This window comes from Pseudomonas sp. AD21 (assembly GCF_002878485.1).
GTDB lineage: Bacteria > Pseudomonadota > Gammaproteobacteria > Pseudomonadales > Pseudomonadaceae > Aquipseudomonas.
Genome location: NZ_NQYG01000015.1, coordinates 17,486 through 32,233 on the forward strand (window position 1 = coordinate 17,486; position 14,748 = coordinate 32,233).

The 14,748-nt window shown below is 52.4% G+C and carries 14 protein-coding genes and 1 pseudogene; 8 read left to right on the top strand and 7 right to left on the bottom strand.

The genetic code is table 11. The features are described from left to right. Positions 1–195 precede the first annotated feature (195 nt). The 3 genes from PseAD21_RS12010 (at position 196) to PseAD21_RS12020 (ending at position 2,219) form a co-directional block, all read left to right on the top strand. Positions 196–1,008: an inositol monophosphatase family protein gene (locus PseAD21_RS12010; protein ID WP_102355855.1), complete on the top strand. Its 813-nt coding sequence runs from the start codon at positions 196–198 to the stop codon at positions 1,006–1,008. Between the two features lie 300 nt (positions 1,009–1,308). Beyond that, on the top strand, positions 1,309–1,620 hold the full coding sequence (locus PseAD21_RS12015) for a hypothetical protein (RefSeq protein WP_102355856.1): 312 nt from the start codon (positions 1,309–1,311) through the stop codon (positions 1,618–1,620). Continuing rightward, the gene (locus tag PseAD21_RS12020) at positions 1,617–2,219 is read left to right on the top strand and encodes a hypothetical protein (RefSeq protein ID WP_102355857.1); all 603 of its coding nucleotides are present in this window, start codon (positions 1,617–1,619) and stop codon (positions 2,217–2,219) included. Before PseAD21_RS12015 ends, PseAD21_RS12020 begins: the two co-directional genes overlap by 4 nt. Before the next feature lie 765 nt (positions 2,220–2,984). On the opposite strand, the gene PseAD21_RS12030 is transcribed toward PseAD21_RS12020, so the two are convergent. The 4 genes from PseAD21_RS12030 to PseAD21_RS12045 form a co-directional block, all read right to left on the bottom strand. Then, complete coding sequence (locus PseAD21_RS12030) at positions 2,985–3,491, bottom strand: hypothetical protein (RefSeq protein ID WP_146011276.1); 507 nt, start codon at positions 3,489–3,491, stop codon at positions 2,985–2,987. A gap of 138 nt (positions 3,492–3,629) precedes the next feature. Next, positions 3,630–4,133 (bottom strand): 3'-5' exoribonuclease, encoded by a 504-nt coding sequence (locus PseAD21_RS12035; protein ID WP_102355942.1) that lies wholly within the window; start codon positions 4,131–4,133, stop codon positions 3,630–3,632. 113 nt (positions 4,134–4,246) lie between these two features. Beyond that, positions 4,247–5,434 carry a restriction endonuclease gene (locus PseAD21_RS12040; protein WP_102355860.1) on the bottom strand — a complete coding sequence of 396 codons (1,188 nt, stop codon included), beginning with the start codon at positions 5,432–5,434 and terminating at the stop codon, positions 4,247–4,249. A gap of 56 nt (positions 5,435–5,490) precedes the next feature. After that, positions 5,491–6,669 carry a DUF3800 domain-containing protein gene (locus PseAD21_RS12045; RefSeq protein ID WP_102355861.1) on the bottom strand — a complete coding sequence of 393 codons (1,179 nt, stop codon included), beginning with the start codon at positions 6,667–6,669 and terminating at the stop codon, positions 5,491–5,493. A gap of 300 nt (positions 6,670–6,969) precedes the next feature. On the opposite strand from PseAD21_RS12045, the gene PseAD21_RS12050 reads away from it, so the two are divergent. Both PseAD21_RS12050 and PseAD21_RS12055 read left to right on the top strand, forming a co-directional pair. Beyond that, positions 6,970–7,455 (top strand): hypothetical protein, encoded by a 486-nt coding sequence (locus PseAD21_RS12050; RefSeq protein WP_102355862.1) that lies wholly within the window; start codon positions 6,970–6,972, stop codon positions 7,453–7,455. Between the two features lie 189 nt (positions 7,456–7,644). After that, on the top strand, positions 7,645–8,337 hold the full coding sequence (locus tag PseAD21_RS12055; protein WP_102355943.1) for an ImmA/IrrE family metallo-endopeptidase: 693 nt from the start codon (positions 7,645–7,647) through the stop codon (positions 8,335–8,337). A gap of 33 nt (positions 8,338–8,370) precedes the next feature. Here the strand turns inward: PseAD21_RS12055 and PseAD21_RS29995 are convergent, their stop codons facing one another. Together PseAD21_RS29995 and PseAD21_RS12075 are read right to left on the bottom strand one after the other, a co-directional pair. Further along, positions 8,371–8,583: a hypothetical protein gene (locus tag PseAD21_RS29995; protein ID WP_102355863.1), complete on the bottom strand. Its 213-nt coding sequence runs from the start codon at positions 8,581–8,583 to the stop codon at positions 8,371–8,373. A 1,381-nt stretch (positions 8,584–9,964) separates the two neighbouring features. Next, positions 9,965–10,522, bottom strand: coding sequence for a hypothetical protein (locus PseAD21_RS12075; RefSeq protein WP_102355866.1), 558 nt, complete (start codon positions 10,520–10,522; stop codon positions 9,965–9,967). Between the two features lie 298 nt (positions 10,523–10,820). Between PseAD21_RS12075 and PseAD21_RS12080 the strand changes: the two genes are divergently transcribed. The 3 genes and pseudogenes from PseAD21_RS12080 to PseAD21_RS30005 form a co-directional block, all read left to right on the top strand. Beyond that, entirely contained in the window at positions 10,821–11,288 is a 468-nt protein-coding gene (locus PseAD21_RS12080) for a transcriptional regulator (protein WP_102355867.1), read from the top strand. Between the two features lie 325 nt (positions 11,289–11,613). Next, positions 11,614–12,615, top strand: coding sequence for a metallophosphoesterase (locus tag PseAD21_RS12085; protein ID WP_102355868.1), 1,002 nt, complete (start codon positions 11,614–11,616; stop codon positions 12,613–12,615). A gap of 69 nt (positions 12,616–12,684) precedes the next feature. Then, positions 12,685–13,293, top strand: a pseudogene (locus PseAD21_RS30005) (histidine phosphatase family protein); the annotation flags it as partial. Between the two features lie 755 nt (positions 13,294–14,048). Here PseAD21_RS30005 and PseAD21_RS12095 read toward each other — a convergent pair. Further along, positions 14,049–14,513, bottom strand: coding sequence for a DUF3429 domain-containing protein (locus PseAD21_RS12095; protein WP_102355870.1), 465 nt, complete (start codon positions 14,511–14,513; stop codon positions 14,049–14,051). Positions 14,514–14,748: the final 235 nt, after the last annotated feature.

Here is a 14,748-nt window from a genome sequence, read left to right on the forward strand (position 1 = left end):
TCCTGACGATCACGATCTGGCCAACGTGTTTAGATTGCTTAAGATCAAACTCTACAGATTAGATGACGTATGACGAGCTCGTCTCGATCAATGGCTTGATCTGCAGCTCTGGCAAGGCGGGAGGGTTACGCTTGGCTGGCAGACCAAGTGATTCCTCCTCTGTTTTCCGCTCTCTAATTATCGAGAAAGGTCACCATGACTAATCAATGGCTGCTGCACATTCTCCACCAAGTGATCGAATCCGTAGAGCGAGCGGGTGTTTTACTGGCACAGGAATGTGTACGTCCAGGTGGACGGAGAGGATCAGGAGATAAAGCAGAGATTGATGTCGAGATTGAGATTCTGCTCCGGGCCGAACTGCTGACCCTCATGGATTGCGATTGGTGGGGCGAGGAAACAGGCCATGTTCTTACTGGATATCCATTCTGTTGGGTCGTCGACCCTAACGATGGCACCAGCGATTTTTTGAGGGGCCTAGCAGGCTCTGCCATATCTGTGGGGTTGCTCCATGACGGCAAACCTGTGCTTGGGGTAGTGCACGCGCCTGTCACCCCGTCCGGAATCTCTGACTGCATTGGCTGGGCAAAGGGTATGGATCATCTGCTCAGAAATAACAATCGCATCGTTGTCGATCTCTCTGATCAAAAACTTTCCGAGACTGCTACCGTGATGGTTAGCGCTGCAGCTACTGACAAGCCCGATATCAATAACCAGCTATGCGCGCCGGCAGAATTTTACGCGATGCCATCCATTGCATATCGGCTCGCTAAAGTTGCTGCTGGAGACGGTGTTTGTGGTATCTCGCTCTACCCTGTTAGCGCTCATGATGTCGTAGCTGGTCATGCGCTCTTGAGCGGTGCCAAGGGGGTGCTGATTGGCGAGGATGGAACTCCAATTCAATACACAACTGAGGCCACCATGGCGAAGGTATCCGGACGTGTATTCGGTGGCGCACCAGATGCATGCAGCGAGCTCAATAAACGGGACTGGAATAGGGTGTTTGAGTAATGCTGACTGCATGCAAAAATTCAGTCAGACGGCTTATTCCTGCAGACTGGCGTTTGGCACGCCCTTCGGGCCAGCTGTCGTGAATCAAGCCAGCCATTTTCAATGGCTATCTTGCCCCTCCGGGCTTCCATCTTCGTGCCTGCGCGCTCCGCTTGCCTGATGTGAGAGTCTTCCAACGTATCAGTCCCAGCTGCCGTGCTTGGACAAACCTGTATATCTTCAAAAAAAACTCACTTCAGGCTCAAGGTTTTCCGAAAGAAACCGTTTGTCATAGGTAAGTACCCTTTTTGAGCGACAGCTTTGACCCTCTCTACACATTACTTCGCACAGCGCCTGGGCGGCGCCTTTTCGTTCCCCTTCACGATTCTCGGCAACCGACAACGGCGCACATGGGAGCGACTGATCGGCTACATCGAAACCTCAGCCTGCACATCCGAATTCAACAAAGCGGCAGCCTATGCCGAGGGCTATGCACAAGCGTTGATCGATAGCGACCAGATCGAGATTTCTATCGAACGAGATCTGTTGATCATCGAAACGGTCGAAGCCTGGCGATGCGCCCGTATTGAATCGAACACTTCGCCTTATATGAACGCCCCAGGAAAACCATGACTTCCTTTTTTAGACGCTACGCCGACGGCGGAACATCAGCCCTGCACATCCATATGCCGCAACGTCTTCTGCCCACCACCGTCAGTCATTGTCCCCTAGAGGTCTTAGTGGGCAATTGGGAAAAGTATCTCTTAGACCCCTCCTCCGCTCGAGAGCATTTTCCCTGGGCAGCGCGTTTCGTTATGGGCATGCCGGTTCCAACCTGGTCGCGTGGGCTGGAGTGGAACCTTGGTCAGAAGTCTCGTTTTATCTCTGCTGCATGGTCAGGCGGGGATCTGGGGAGCTACCTCACGAATGACTGGTACGGGCCTGTGATCGGTAACAGGGCATTGGCCGAGAACAGTGAAATTTTGATTGATGGCCAACAACGTCTGCACAGCCTGGAAGAGTATTTCCTCGACCGTCTGGCGATCCCTGATGCACAAGGACAGCCGAGGATTTGGTCTGAGCTCGGCAACGGCGAAAGGAAGCGCTTCCTGTCGACGATCTTTACCCATGTCAGGGTGTCGTCTGGTGACGAGGTGGCATTGCGCGGGACATACGATCTTTGCGCGCTGGGCGTAGTGCCTCGGTCATTTCATCAACGAGCTGTTCGGTAACATTTGCGTTGCCAGTAGACGGGCGGCCCCCTTCGGCGCCGGCTGTCGTGAACCGAGCCCCGCTACGACGGGTCTCGGCCCTACGGGCTACCATCCTTCCGCTCTACGACCATCTTGGTCTGCGCGCTCCGCTTGCAGAGCGATCCGACTCACCTTCTTGCTTGGACATTGGCCACCGCTCCCACATACTGCTGAGCATCCAATCAAAGATGAGGCCGGACAAATGGGTTGGCTCTTTTGGAAAGACAAGCGCCCCGCGTGGATTCAGGCGGAAGAACAGAAATTCATCAAGGCTGCGAACAGTCTAAAATCGCTCCAGGTAACGCCTCGCGGTGGCATGCGCATAGATCCCGAGGAGATCAGGGATCAGATCCTTGAAGCCCGAGAGCTATACAAACACCTGGTTAAAAAATAGCGATACCGAAAGGCCAACCAAATCGGAGCCTCAACCGGCGTAAAACGACCTCTTTGCCCCACCCCGCCCTGCTGATTGTACTTTCTCGAGGGCCGATAATTTGGCGGCGTCGCTCCGCTTGCTTTAGCCTAGGAGTGGTCGAGCCCCTTCTTATCGCCAGCACCAACCAATATATAAAGGAGGCTCCAGTACAGCTACGGAGCAGCTTCCTTATTAATGCGCTAGACGCATACCCCTCATGGATTGCATCCAGTCAGCATGGATAGGAGTCATTCCTAAGCGGTCTGTTCGACCACATGACGTGGCAGCGATACAGGTGCGGCCCGCCCCTCAATTTGATATTTCGATATTTATTGGCAGGCTCTAAATAACTGCTCGCTCAGCCAGACCGCATCATCTTCAGTGAACGAGTAACCCATAAAGGGAAAGACCAACTCAAAACCTCCGCCGTCAATTGTGCAGGCCACAATTGACGTGGTGCCTGAAGGTGAACCTTCACAGACGTCATCGGTCGCGTCTTCAATCGTAATCTCGCCAGAAGCCGAATACTGAAGGCCGCGTATTCCAGTCGTCCTGCGAACCCTGAACAATCCAGTCGGTCGATTTTCTCCGTCGGATTGATCACTTTCCTCGTCACCATCAATTGCCAGTGCTTCTCTGAGGCATGATGAAATCTCTAGTGCGACTTCAGGAGTAACGCTGAACTTTACAATGTCTAGCTCAATCATTACTCGCGCAGTCGGAAGCAGTTCGATAGCGCATGTATACGTTTCATCAGAATCCAGTCCACGCCACGAATCGAATTCTTTAGAAACACGAAAATCAGAGAAATCTTTTGAAGTCTGGTAAATGCTCATCGAAACGCCCTAGAATTTTTGCTCTTATAACTACAAACGGATGCGTTTCGAGAAACTTGAGGTGTTTTCTGGAATTATAGTTAGATGGCCAAGCGGAGAGCTTTCAAGTGCTGTCACTCGGCTCAGGGGATCGCACCATCACCCATTTCCAGTGCCTTGACTTGAGCCGACAGTCAGTCGACGGTACAGGTCGCCTAAAAGACGAGCATCCAGCAGCGCGTGATGGGGAAGTTCTGGGAGCGTCATGTTGCCAATATCATCCGCTTCGAGATGTCTAAATAGCTGGATGAGATTTGCTGGGCGGTTGGTAACGTGAGTTGGCCAACGGTGATCTACGTAGGCCAGTTGGCAAAAGAAATCCCAGTCCCAATCCGGGGCGTCGGAGCAAATGTCGAGCGGGCCTTCAAGGTTGCTCAGGAAAGCGAGCATTGAGGTTTGAGCTTCGACCAAGGGTTGCCCATGCACAGGTAGGTTGAGCTGAGGCAGGACGTTCTGGATCACGAAGTCGCTGCAGTCTCCCACTAAATAGGTGTCTGTGAGTTCAACATAGTATTCGTGGCCGGCCTCGGATACGAGTGCTAGCGAAATCAGCTTCGTGTCTCGGTTGAGCTGAGTGAACTCGCAATCCAAAAATAGCTTCATCCTCCCTCCCATGTGAGTACCTGGTACATTCCTGCCGTTCACCTTTGGTAAAACGATCAAAGCCGACTGGTTTCTTTTATGACTTTAACCCAAACCAATTCCCCTCAAGGGAGTTAGTCCAAATGGCTAAAGCGGCTTGGCTGCCGATTCCAGGTCGAATAGAGGTTTTGCCCATCCCAGTAGCTCACGCGCCCCTGATCATCCAATGACCGTTTTGCGCGGAAGACCGTATCGGCGTTTTTAGAAGAAAGTACCCGTTTATCTAAAATTGGGATCTCATGCCCCTCTAGTCCATGGGTGTCTTGGCTGATAATCTGCCGTGGCAGACTCATGAGTAGAGCAGCGTGCTTAGTCTCTTTGAGTACAAGTGCAAAGCTGTTGCCAATTGTTCGGTAGCCAGTGTGAGCATGAACGACCAGCGCGTGACTGCCATCCTCAATACGACGAAGAATTGATAATAAATGCGTAGCCGAAACTAATACGGATTTGTCTTTGACAATTCCCGCCTGCGCTTGCTGACACCACTGAGCAACGTCCGCAGAGGTCTTCAGTTCCAATATTCCTGATGATCGATGTGCAAAATTCTGCGCTCCCTGTAAATAACGGGAGGTGGTGACAAATATGCCAAGGTCTGCACCGTCATTTGCTACCGCCCCGCGCAAAGCCTGCACGGCCTCAAGACCTATGGGTCGATTAGGGGCATATCGCTTAGCTTGGACATAAGCCAAGGTATCCCCTAACGGACTCCGCTGAAGTAGTTTGACGTCAACCCCTCCATCTCCAACTCCCGGCCCCAGCTCTGATTCATATCCCAAGCTTTGGAATACGCGGTAAAGCAATATTTCGAATTCGCGGTGATGCAGACTGTAAAGCCGATCAGGGCGAGCTTGAAAATACTGATAGAGCTCAGCGTAGATATCGGCAAAGTCTTCGATGATCAGGCTACAGACCCATTTCCAGTGAAAGAATTGGTCGTAAGCTTCTTGGAGCTCTTCGGTTGTGGCGTAGAAGTAGTAGGAGCAGCCGTCGTAGTTGTCATACCAGAAACCATGCGAGTCAGCGATTGCACCAAGCTCTGCTCGAAGCTTTGGATCTAGATCCTCATCGAGCATACGTGCAAGCTCTCCACTGCTGTAGAGAATGAAAACCACCGCCCCTTCGCCAGGTTCTCCCTGTACACGCTTCGCATAGGAGGTGAAGCCGCTTTCATACCAAAGATCGTTGGTAACAGCCCAGGCTTGTAAGTCTTTTTGGGCGGCTACGATTTTCCGCTCAAGGTCTCGATCCGTGTATGCGCCCAATCGCCCCCCCTTCTCGATTCCATCAGCCCCACCATGGTAGGAGCAGCCATTGAAGACTAATGACGTCCCTCTCCAAGAACGTCAAGTGAAGCCAGCAACTTCTCAAGCTCTGGCAAGTTCGCTGCCTTCAAAATATCGTACTCCCCGCGACTGCTCAGCATGTAGACATCACGAGCCTTCTTGATTCGTTCCAGCTGCGGCACTATTTGCCCCGAAGTCATGCCCAGGAAATCATTGATGTCAGCCCGTGTTTGGGGAATTTTGTACCCCTTGGACGCGCTGGTGATGATTACATCGGAATCACGAAGTTTTGCAATCCCGCTTGACTTGATTTTCTGGTCGCTAAGATCGCCGAATCCACGATCAGCCAGATGACTTTTTATATCACCCATCGTCACGTAATCCTTACTGACAAACTCGCTTTGGAACCGAAGGTAGTCAAGGATGCAGCGTTGTAAGCGCTCATCTTCGTCAGGATGTTTACCTATCTTGGCGATGAACTGATCCGCCTGCTTAAGTGCCTCCTGATGCACTCGATAATCTGCGTACTGAGAATCGTCGGCAGGAGCAGCAAGCAACGATTGATATTTCGGCGGCCATTCAACGAGACCTAGCGTCAGATTACGCAAAATCCTTTTATAGGCTTTAACGACCTCTTCTTCAGCTTTACCCTCATAGATCTGGGCGACCGAACCGGCGAAAAAATCTGCTACCTGTATGAGGACGTCATCTTTGCTGCTCTTGGTCTGAAAGGATTGATCATCTCCAAACAGATCATCGACATAACGGGCCTGAACATACGCTTTCAGGCTCTCCTGGAACTCTGCACCGCCGTGTTCATCAACGGTCATCTGCAGATTTGGGCGGTCAACAAAGAGTCGCTGATAGAGCATGCCGTTGACGTGCTTAATGAAAGACTTTTTGAACTGAAGCCCCCCATCCCTGTACACCCTCGACTTGTCGACAACCGTGAAGTAGACCTTCAGAGGAAGCTCTGCCAAGTCACTTAGGATGCGGACACGCCGTTCTGCATCCTTGACTTTCACCTTGCTGGATTTGATCTCACCTGTCTGGAAATGTCGCACTCGCAGCGCTTCAGCGAGCTCATAAGCTCTTCCCAAGCTTGCTTCAGAAACAAGCACTGAGCACACAACGAAGAACCCGGAGCTACCCTGCTTCGAGGTTTCTAGATCATGATTTCCGGATTCGTCGACAAACGCATAAGTCCTTTCCAACCCAGATACTCCTTCTCGCGTAGAGGCTTTGCGCAGCCACTAATTCACTGTAACCCACCCGGAACCGAGCCGTGCGCGAATTAAGCCAAGATGCCATCACGCAGAGTTTGGGTAGAACGGCTTGCCCCCTGAACAAGCACGGTAGGAAAGCGGTTACCTTAGGTTTTTTGATGCAGCAGCCCTCACTTTTGCAAACCCAAGCGAGAGGTGCCGGCATGCCCTGTCAGTTTTATAGGACAAAGCCGCCACGCTGGCTCCCGGCGATATCAAGTGAGATTACGCGTGAATAGGAAGGATTCCATGCCCCATCCACTGTTCGACTTTGATCTCAAACGCGTCTCGCATAAGCACTACATAACAGGCAAAGCCGCCATCAATTTCCCCCATCCTGGAAGCACCACGGGTGGATGGCATTTCCTTGCATATTTTGATCAGGAATCCGGCGTGGCGAAGGTGTCGTTAGCAGGCATTCATTACCCTGACACCAGAGGCTACTTTGGCGACCTGGGCATCATTGACGTGACCGATGAGCTAGCGAAGCGCGGCTGGTCTGTGGATGGCTATCGTCTGTTCATGGCCGATCACTACAGAGCCGCTGCGGACATGATCGTTAGATGGGCATTGAGTGAGTCTATCCACTGCAGCGTCGAGATTGATGATTGGTTTCCCTCTGGAGTGGAAAGACAGAGACTGCTCGAGCTTCTAGATACAGCAAGGTCACAGCTTTCCAAGGTTGGCCGATGGCAAAAAGTGGACGCGTGGCTGCGTATGCAAACCTTTAACTAGGGTAGTCGCTAATCTGGATCGCAACAGAACAAGCACCGAGATGGGTTCTGGGCTGGAGTATCCAGCGCACGAGCACCGGAAACCCAATGATGTCTTTAGCCCGACATCACCCTGGCATTACAGGTCATTGACAATACTACATATGGTGGCTAGGATGAAAAAATAGCACATCATATGGTGTACAAAGCTATGAATCGTGAAAGCATCCAGCAAGCAGCCCATCGTCTTCATAAAGAAATTTGGGACAACCAAGAACGCTTATGGCCAAACCGACACCTGACGCCATTTCAGATGCTGGCACCTGAGGTTGCGGCCCATATTTTAGGACTTGATTACCAGCTCCTTCCTGACCTGGGTTCTCCACTGTTCGGGCGAGAGGGAGAGCGCTTCAAGGCTGCTGGCTTAATGAATCGCTCGATTCGACGCATAGCAGTTTCCAGCGAATTCCCAATGAATGTGATCCGCTTCACCGGCGCTCATGAGGTCGGTCACTTTGTGCTTCATGACGATGAGGTGATGCATCGTGATAAGCCTTTGGACGGATCGGCACGAGGACAAAGTCGCTCTCGCAAGGAAAGGGAGGCTGATTACTTTGCGGCGTGTTTTTTGATACCTGCCCGACTTCTACTGGATGCTTTTGCTGCTCAATTTCAAATGAAGGGCCCCTTCCCCTTCACCGATACCACCTGTTACCACCTCAACCCTTCAGATCCATGGTCGCTTCTGAACGCAGAAAGGGATTCGCTTGATCGAGAGATTTCGCTGGCAAGGTGTGCCCGGTTCAACAACCGTAATTTGATTCCACTTTCTGTTCAATTTGGGGTTTCGGATATTGCGATGGCGATTCGAATCAAGGAGCTTCAGCTAGTACGTTGGCCTTAGCCTATATCCTCCTTGATGCTCTAGTGCCGATGCTCAGTGGTACGTCGGCCGAAACAAGTACCTGGTTGGTGGGTTTTCGACGAAATCGATGGATGTACTGAGTTCGTCTTGCATGTGCTCGAAGACTTTGTCGAGACGCGGATGAGCTTTCGATTCTCGCAGTGCATTTACCAACTCCAGAAGCTCTCGGCCCTGGGCTAGCGGCATCTGGATATCGCAGTACACCGTGTCATCCTCTTGTCCCATGCCCTCACCCGCTCAGTCTTTTTTAGATTTATTTCTTGCGGCCCTATGCTGCTCCAGGTGTCGCATCTCTGCTTCCCAACTCGCCAGGAATTTATCCCAGCCTGAGGCGTATGGCCCATCGACCAACCTGGTCGACCCGACGCTTGCTTGGTAGAAACGCTCTCTCCAGGGGTGCGGAATAGTCTGCTCCAAAATGATGTTGATTCCGGAGTTATGACGCATTACCGAGACAGAGTTACGAACCTCAATGAGGTCGAGTAGCTTATCGCTACAGGGGATGTCGTTTCGCTCTTGGTCGTCGAGATCATCGAGGATGAGAAGGAGGTCGGATGCACTGGGATCACCAGGGTGGAAGGTGGCAAGCGCCCACAGAACCCTTCGCCTAGTTCTCTCACGCTCGCGGAATAAATCGCAGGTCATTTAAGCCTCCTTTTCACAAAGCAGGGCGGTGGTTATGGCGTGCCGCCTTCGGCGGATGGCTGGCGTGAACCGAGCCGTGGCAAGCCACGTCTCGTCCCTACGGGCGTCCATCCCACACGCCTGCGCGCTCCGCTTGCCCACAGGCCAAGATCCTTAGACTCGAGCCATAGTCATCCCTTTACTTTAGACAGCCAGTATCTCAACGATGAAAAAACAAAGATGCCATATTTGGTCTGCCGAGCATTGAAACCTACAATTGCCGCGGTCAATGGGCTTGAGCCTGTTCCTCCCCCTTGTATTCTGCCAGCGAGCGCATGCTTCCCTTCTGTATGCGACTAAGCTCCCAACAACCTTGTTGTCAGCGATCAATCGTGGAACGTGGCAACGATCTTCGAACCCAGCGCCCATCAATCCATGCGATCAGACGGCGTAGATCTGAGACATGTCTCCATTAGCCCAGTCTAGTAGAGCTAGCCAAAGTCCATGGGGAATAGTCGTGCGACTCTCATGTCGATTGCGATATGAGAGTATCCGCAGCAGCTCAGGATCTCGCTCAATAATGACTTCGCATACGGAGCGTAGCGCCTCAAACGGGGCGGCGCTCATGCCAATGACCGAGCTGTGCTGCAGTTTACGTACAGATAGATAGGACTCCTCGATCTTGATCGGGTGTTCGTGAGCGATCTGCAATGCCAGAACACAGAAGCGGTCGGCACCAAGCGTCGAGGCGAGGCGCTCGATGGCTTCGAGCTCATGCAGGTTGTCCCTCGTTAAGGCTATCAGATTCCGCACTCTTCCCCCGGTAGCTCCTACCACTGTTCACTAATTCGCTCTCCCACGACCCACGACTCCATCTGCTAGTCAGGCGGCATTGCCCAGCGAACCTGGATCTTGCCGCGCTGTGAAGCAAGTGGAGCAAGTGGAGCAAACGTTGCACGTACCCCACCCACCGACAGACGTGTTACTTATAAAACTTACTGAAGCGGCTCGAAAGAGTTGCTGGCTCAATGGTTTCCCAGCTTTCTGGATCCGCCGTAACGCTGAACATTAGCCAGGCCCGCCACAGGAAAAAAGCAGCGACCATACTCGCTTCAATTGTCGCAAATATAGTAGTGTTATACATGTAATTCGGGTCATCTTTGCCAAAGAGCATCAGCACTGGAAATATCGATGCAAACCAGCCTGCAACGAATGTCAGACAAAAAGCTATAGCAGCCGTAAATGCCATAAAAATAGGAACTTGATATCTATAGTGAGTCGCGAACATTTTTTCGCCGCTCTCTTTCTGAAGTCCATATATAAAGCCGTCGTTTTCTTCTTTTTTTCTTTTATTTTTAAAAACGCCGTACAACGTCACATTTTCGCCAGCCTCAAGTTCGTCATAAAGCTTATTCGTCAGCTGTAGTTTTGGTATCACGGCCCCATTAATACTGACATTAGCCTTATAACCGCCACTTATACGATCCGTATGCCGAACGTAATCGACTTTCCCAGAAAACTTCACGCAATCAAATTTCATTACTACCTATCCCTGCCTTCGGTCAAAAAATCGCATTCGGTTCATGCCAGGAAGCCTTGGATCATGGTTGCAGGTAGGCATGCGGAGGCTATCCAATGCACGCTCTATGGAGCGGCTCGCATCAAGGCCACCGAGCAATGTCCCACCACCCGCTCTCCTGATCAAACCATCGCTCCTGACACCGTGGCGCCTTGATCGACGACCGCCTGACAAACCTAATGACACGATAATATCATCATAGTCTGTTTATCGAAACACGCTTGCCGTGGCTCTATCCTCAGTTTTGAGGATCCGACTCATGCATCTGAAAGAAGCGCTGGCAGGAGCATTGCGAGGAGCTCGTGCTCATCAGGGGTTGAGTTACGAAGAGTTGGCGGGGGCAACGCACAGAACGTACGTGGGGAAGCTTGAGCAGGCCCGAGCGAATGCGACGCTGGAGAAACTGGACGAGATCGCTGACTACCTAGGCCTCGACCTTTTGACTATGGTCACTCTCGCCATTGCTGCGCAGGGTGAAGAACTTCCTTCAGAAGCGTTGCAACGTACTGCCTTGCGAATCAGGGAATTCGAGGTGTCCGGAGGGTGGCAGTTGGTAGAGGAGCAATTCAGTGATGGAAAGCTCATCAAGCGCTCCCAGGGTAAGCCTAAGCAGCCGCTTAATGCGGATTACGTTCGAGCCCTGAAAGCGCAAGGTTTCGACAGAAAAACAATCGCTGAAAAGCTCGGCATTGCCAGAAGCACAGTCCAAAAATATTGGAATACATAAGTCTGCAGAACATCAGCAATCCTTCAATCTGAGCAAATCGCGGTTTATGGCGCGCCCTATCGGGTCGGCTGTCGTAAACCATGCCATGGCTGACGCCAAGTCATGGCCCTCTGGGCTTCCATCCTCGCGTCTCCGGCCTTACTGGCCTGCGCGCTCCGCTTGCTCTGGTCATTTTCATCGACGGAAGAAATTCGGTATACCTCAGCCCTACGCAATAGAGTGCAGTCATCCTGTCCGTCCAGATTTCTGTTGGAAGGTGCAGTCGCGGGGTGGACAATACGGGTTTGGTCACTTGATAGATGGCCATTGAGGAAGGAACCCGCGCATGAGTCAGAAAGTCCTGAGGCTTCCCCGGAACGAGGCCGGTCGCGACTTCGTTATCGGTGACATTCACTTCAAGTCGATTGATCTCTACAAAGGATTGATGAAGCTCGGTTTCGACAAAACTATCGACCGAGTCATTGGGGTGGGTGATCTCATAGATCGCGGGCCTGGAGTCCTCGACGGTCTGAAGCTTCTTGGTGAGCCGTGGTTCTTCACCGTTCAAGGTAACCATGAGCAGATGCTTATCAACGCTTACAGGGAAAACCCCAGCGCTCGTTATGTAGCTCATGGTGCAGGCTGGTGGTCGACCATAGCCGACGAATCGAAAGAGATGGTCATTGGAAAGCTCGAGAGCCTTCCCACAGTCATAGAAATTGAGTCCCCTCGCGGTTTGGTTGGCGTTGTTCATGCTGATGTCCCTGCCGGGATGTCATGGGTCGAGTTCACTCGAGACATATCAATCCCTGCTGTAGAAGAGATCGCGCTATGGGGGCGCGAGCGGATCAAAAAGCACCATCGAGAAGGTGTCAAAGGGGTCTGGCGTGTGTGCACGGGGCACACCTGGATTCCAGAGCCTGTTCGGCTAGGGAACGTTCTTGCACTTGATTGCACCGGAGGGGGTGAAGGGCCGCTAGCTGTCTATTGCGTTCAGGCGGACATGATTTATGTGGAGGGGCGCCCCGTGTCACTTGACCAGTCGGAGGCTGTTACCGAGCTACTGGACGAACTTGAGCAGGCTTTAGCTCATCTTAAGGCCACCACCAACGCTAACAAGCTAATTGAGTCGCAACGCTTGAGCCATGAGGCCGACGAGTTAGCTCGTCGAGTGAACACTACCTGGCTTACCTTGCGTTCGGAAATTAGCGATGTCCAGAAGTTACTTAACGCGCTTCACGGACTAAGCTTGCTCACCGGCGAACGAAGGGCAGCTAAGCTCGAAGAGCTGAAATTCAACCATGCAGGCACCCAGATAGAGGGATTGCTTTCGAGACTTTTTGATTGAAAGGTGAGTACCAGTAATCTTGAGGATCCTATAGAAAATGATGGCCGAACCTGTGCGAGTAGTTGGTTAATGAAACATGTGAGGCTAATCCGCCACGGAGAGAGCGCTGCGAACGCGGGCCAAGCCACTTTAGATCACTCGACCATTCCTCTCACTCCGAAAGGATTTGAGCAAGCGCACCTGGTGGCTCTGTCGTTCAACCATCCTCCGGCTCTGATCGTTGCCTCGCCTTTCACCCGAGCGCACTCAACCGCTATGGCGACCGCATCGGTGTTTCCTCATATCCCTTTTGAAACTTGGCCCATCCAAGAATTCACTTACCTTGAACCCGCGCGGTGCACTAGCACAACCGTCGCTGATCGGCGCGAATGGGTGGAGGTGTATTGGGCCAAAGCAGATCCTGGTTTCACGGATGGTGAAGGCGCTGAGTCATTTCTAGATTTCATAGCTAGAGCTCAGTCTTTCCTGGAGCGTCTTGCTGAACATCCCGCCCAAGACATCATAGCGTTTTCGCATGGTCAGGTTATCAACGCTGTAGCCTGGCTTATTGATCGCAAGCCGCTCGGCATTGATGGCGCGGCTATGTTGGACTGGCGTGATTATGAGATCGCTAACCACGTGCCCAACTGTGGTGGTTACCTGCTATCGAAAGATCCCAACGAAGCCGGTTGGAGAGTAAGCCGGTCAGCCTCAGAGGAGCCACGAATGGATGCCATTTGGCGCGTGCCGGGCAGAGCCCATCAAGTCGCTCGTGATCCTGAGCGCCTGCTCATTGAAGAGCGCGCCGAAGCTCTCTCAGTCGCAGGCTACCCTCCACCAGATGATGATCCGGCTATGTACGCTGAGCAAAGGCTGAAAGAGGCCAGAACGGCAGCTTGTTCATCAAAGGTAGATAGCGCTAGCGAAAACACTGCGGCTGAGCTCTCCGCAAGAGAGGTATCCCAGGTACTGAGGGAGGCAATTTTCGGTCGAAGCGTCATGAGTAAGGTTGGTCATGAATCGTGGGACGAGATTTATTCCGGCCACTTCCAGATCAATGTAGATGATTGGCAGATGTCGATTTATAACGACTGCGATCAGCTGGATTACTGCGAAGAATGCGTCAGTCCGGCTGGACGGCGATGGTCGTTTGACGCGGGGGTTAGATTTGGAACAGATCCCATTGCGTTGCTCAGCACATGGGAACATCAGACGCTTGAGCGTCTCCTGAAGGCGCTCTAGGGAGCCAATGTCGAGCGCGCCTCTGCGAGGACGGCTGTCGTGAACCAAGCCTCGCCGTTGCCGAGTCTTGGCCCTGTGGGCTTCCATCCTCCCGCCTGCGCGCTCCGCTTGCTACTGACCCCATGTCACCTTTCCACGAGCCAAGAGGCCCAACAGCCTCGTCTTAATTCAGACGCGGTGCTTGGATGGAAGTGAGTCGGGCACACGAGACTTCACGAATGAAGCGCCTCAACGAGCGCGGCAAGCAGCAAGCAGACGCTCGCCACGAACGTAAGCCGTAATCGCATCGGCAGGGACCAGACGGGCAAGCTCATAACCCGCAACAGCTGCCTGTCCTGCCGGAGGTGGACAACAAAGCCGATGACCAACAGCAAGCAACCCAATGGCATTGGCAATAACGTGGCAATCCAAGCAATAAGCGCAGGAATGACACTCCAGATAAACCGGTCGGAGCGCTGCTCGGCGCTTATGTCTTGCACGCTCATGGCGAAGCCCCAGTGCAAGGCTCCGACGAAGCTCAGGATGACTGCGCCATAGTTAACAAGCGCAATTTCAAACAATGGCCGATGTTCGAGAGAGAACGGGATCAGCAGCGCCAGAAAAATAAACGGCAACAGACCGCCATAACCCAGCAGGCTGACGTGCTTTGGCACAGAGGTTAAAGGCAACGCGTTCATTTGTATTCCTTACGCAGTGAGCGACACTCAAGACTGTAGGCCCAAAAGCCCTGCTTGGGCGAGATATTGATGGCAAGGTGGGCTACATGAGAGTCCGCTTAAAAATGGGAGACACCATCGCTCCAAATACTGGAGTTCGGGAGGTGTGTTCGACATCCTCTTACGACGGCCCCCCGTACGGATCCGGTTTAGGTTGAACCTCTGTTGCTTAGGCGGACTCCCAAACCTAAATCCA

What these genes read in the sequence shown, in the direction of transcription:
- PseAD21_RS12010 (WP_102355855.1), top strand. Translation starts at nt 196, where the DNA reads ATGACTAATCAATGGCTGCTGCACATTCTCCACCAAGTGATCGAATCC.
- PseAD21_RS12020 (WP_102355857.1), top strand. Translation starts at nt 1,617, where the DNA reads ATGACTTCCTTTTTTAGACGCTACGCCGACGGCGGAACATCAGCCCTG.
- PseAD21_RS12030 (WP_146011276.1), bottom strand. Translation starts at nt 3,491, where the DNA reads ATGAGCATTTACCAGACTTCAAAAGATTTCTCTGATTTTCGTGTTTCT.
- PseAD21_RS12035 (WP_102355942.1), bottom strand. Translation starts at nt 4,133, where the DNA reads ATGAAGCTATTTTTGGATTGCGAGTTCACTCAGCTCAACCGAGACACG.
- PseAD21_RS12050 (WP_102355862.1), top strand. Translation starts at nt 6,970, where the DNA reads ATGCCCCATCCACTGTTCGACTTTGATCTCAAACGCGTCTCGCATAAG.
- PseAD21_RS12055 (WP_102355943.1), top strand. Translation starts at nt 7,645, where the DNA reads ATGAATCGTGAAAGCATCCAGCAAGCAGCCCATCGTCTTCATAAAGAA.
- PseAD21_RS29995 (WP_102355863.1), bottom strand. Translation starts at nt 8,583, where the DNA reads ATGGGACAAGAGGATGACACGGTGTACTGCGATATCCAGATGCCGCTA.
- PseAD21_RS12075 (WP_102355866.1), bottom strand. Translation starts at nt 10,522, where the DNA reads ATGAAATTTGATTGCGTGAAGTTTTCTGGGAAAGTCGATTACGTTCGG.
- PseAD21_RS12080 (WP_102355867.1), top strand. Translation starts at nt 10,821, where the DNA reads ATGCATCTGAAAGAAGCGCTGGCAGGAGCATTGCGAGGAGCTCGTGCT.
- PseAD21_RS12085 (WP_102355868.1), top strand. Translation starts at nt 11,614, where the DNA reads ATGAGTCAGAAAGTCCTGAGGCTTCCCCGGAACGAGGCCGGTCGCGAC.
- PseAD21_RS12095 (WP_102355870.1), bottom strand. Translation starts at nt 14,513, where the DNA reads ATGAACGCGTTGCCTTTAACCTCTGTGCCAAAGCACGTCAGCCTGCTG.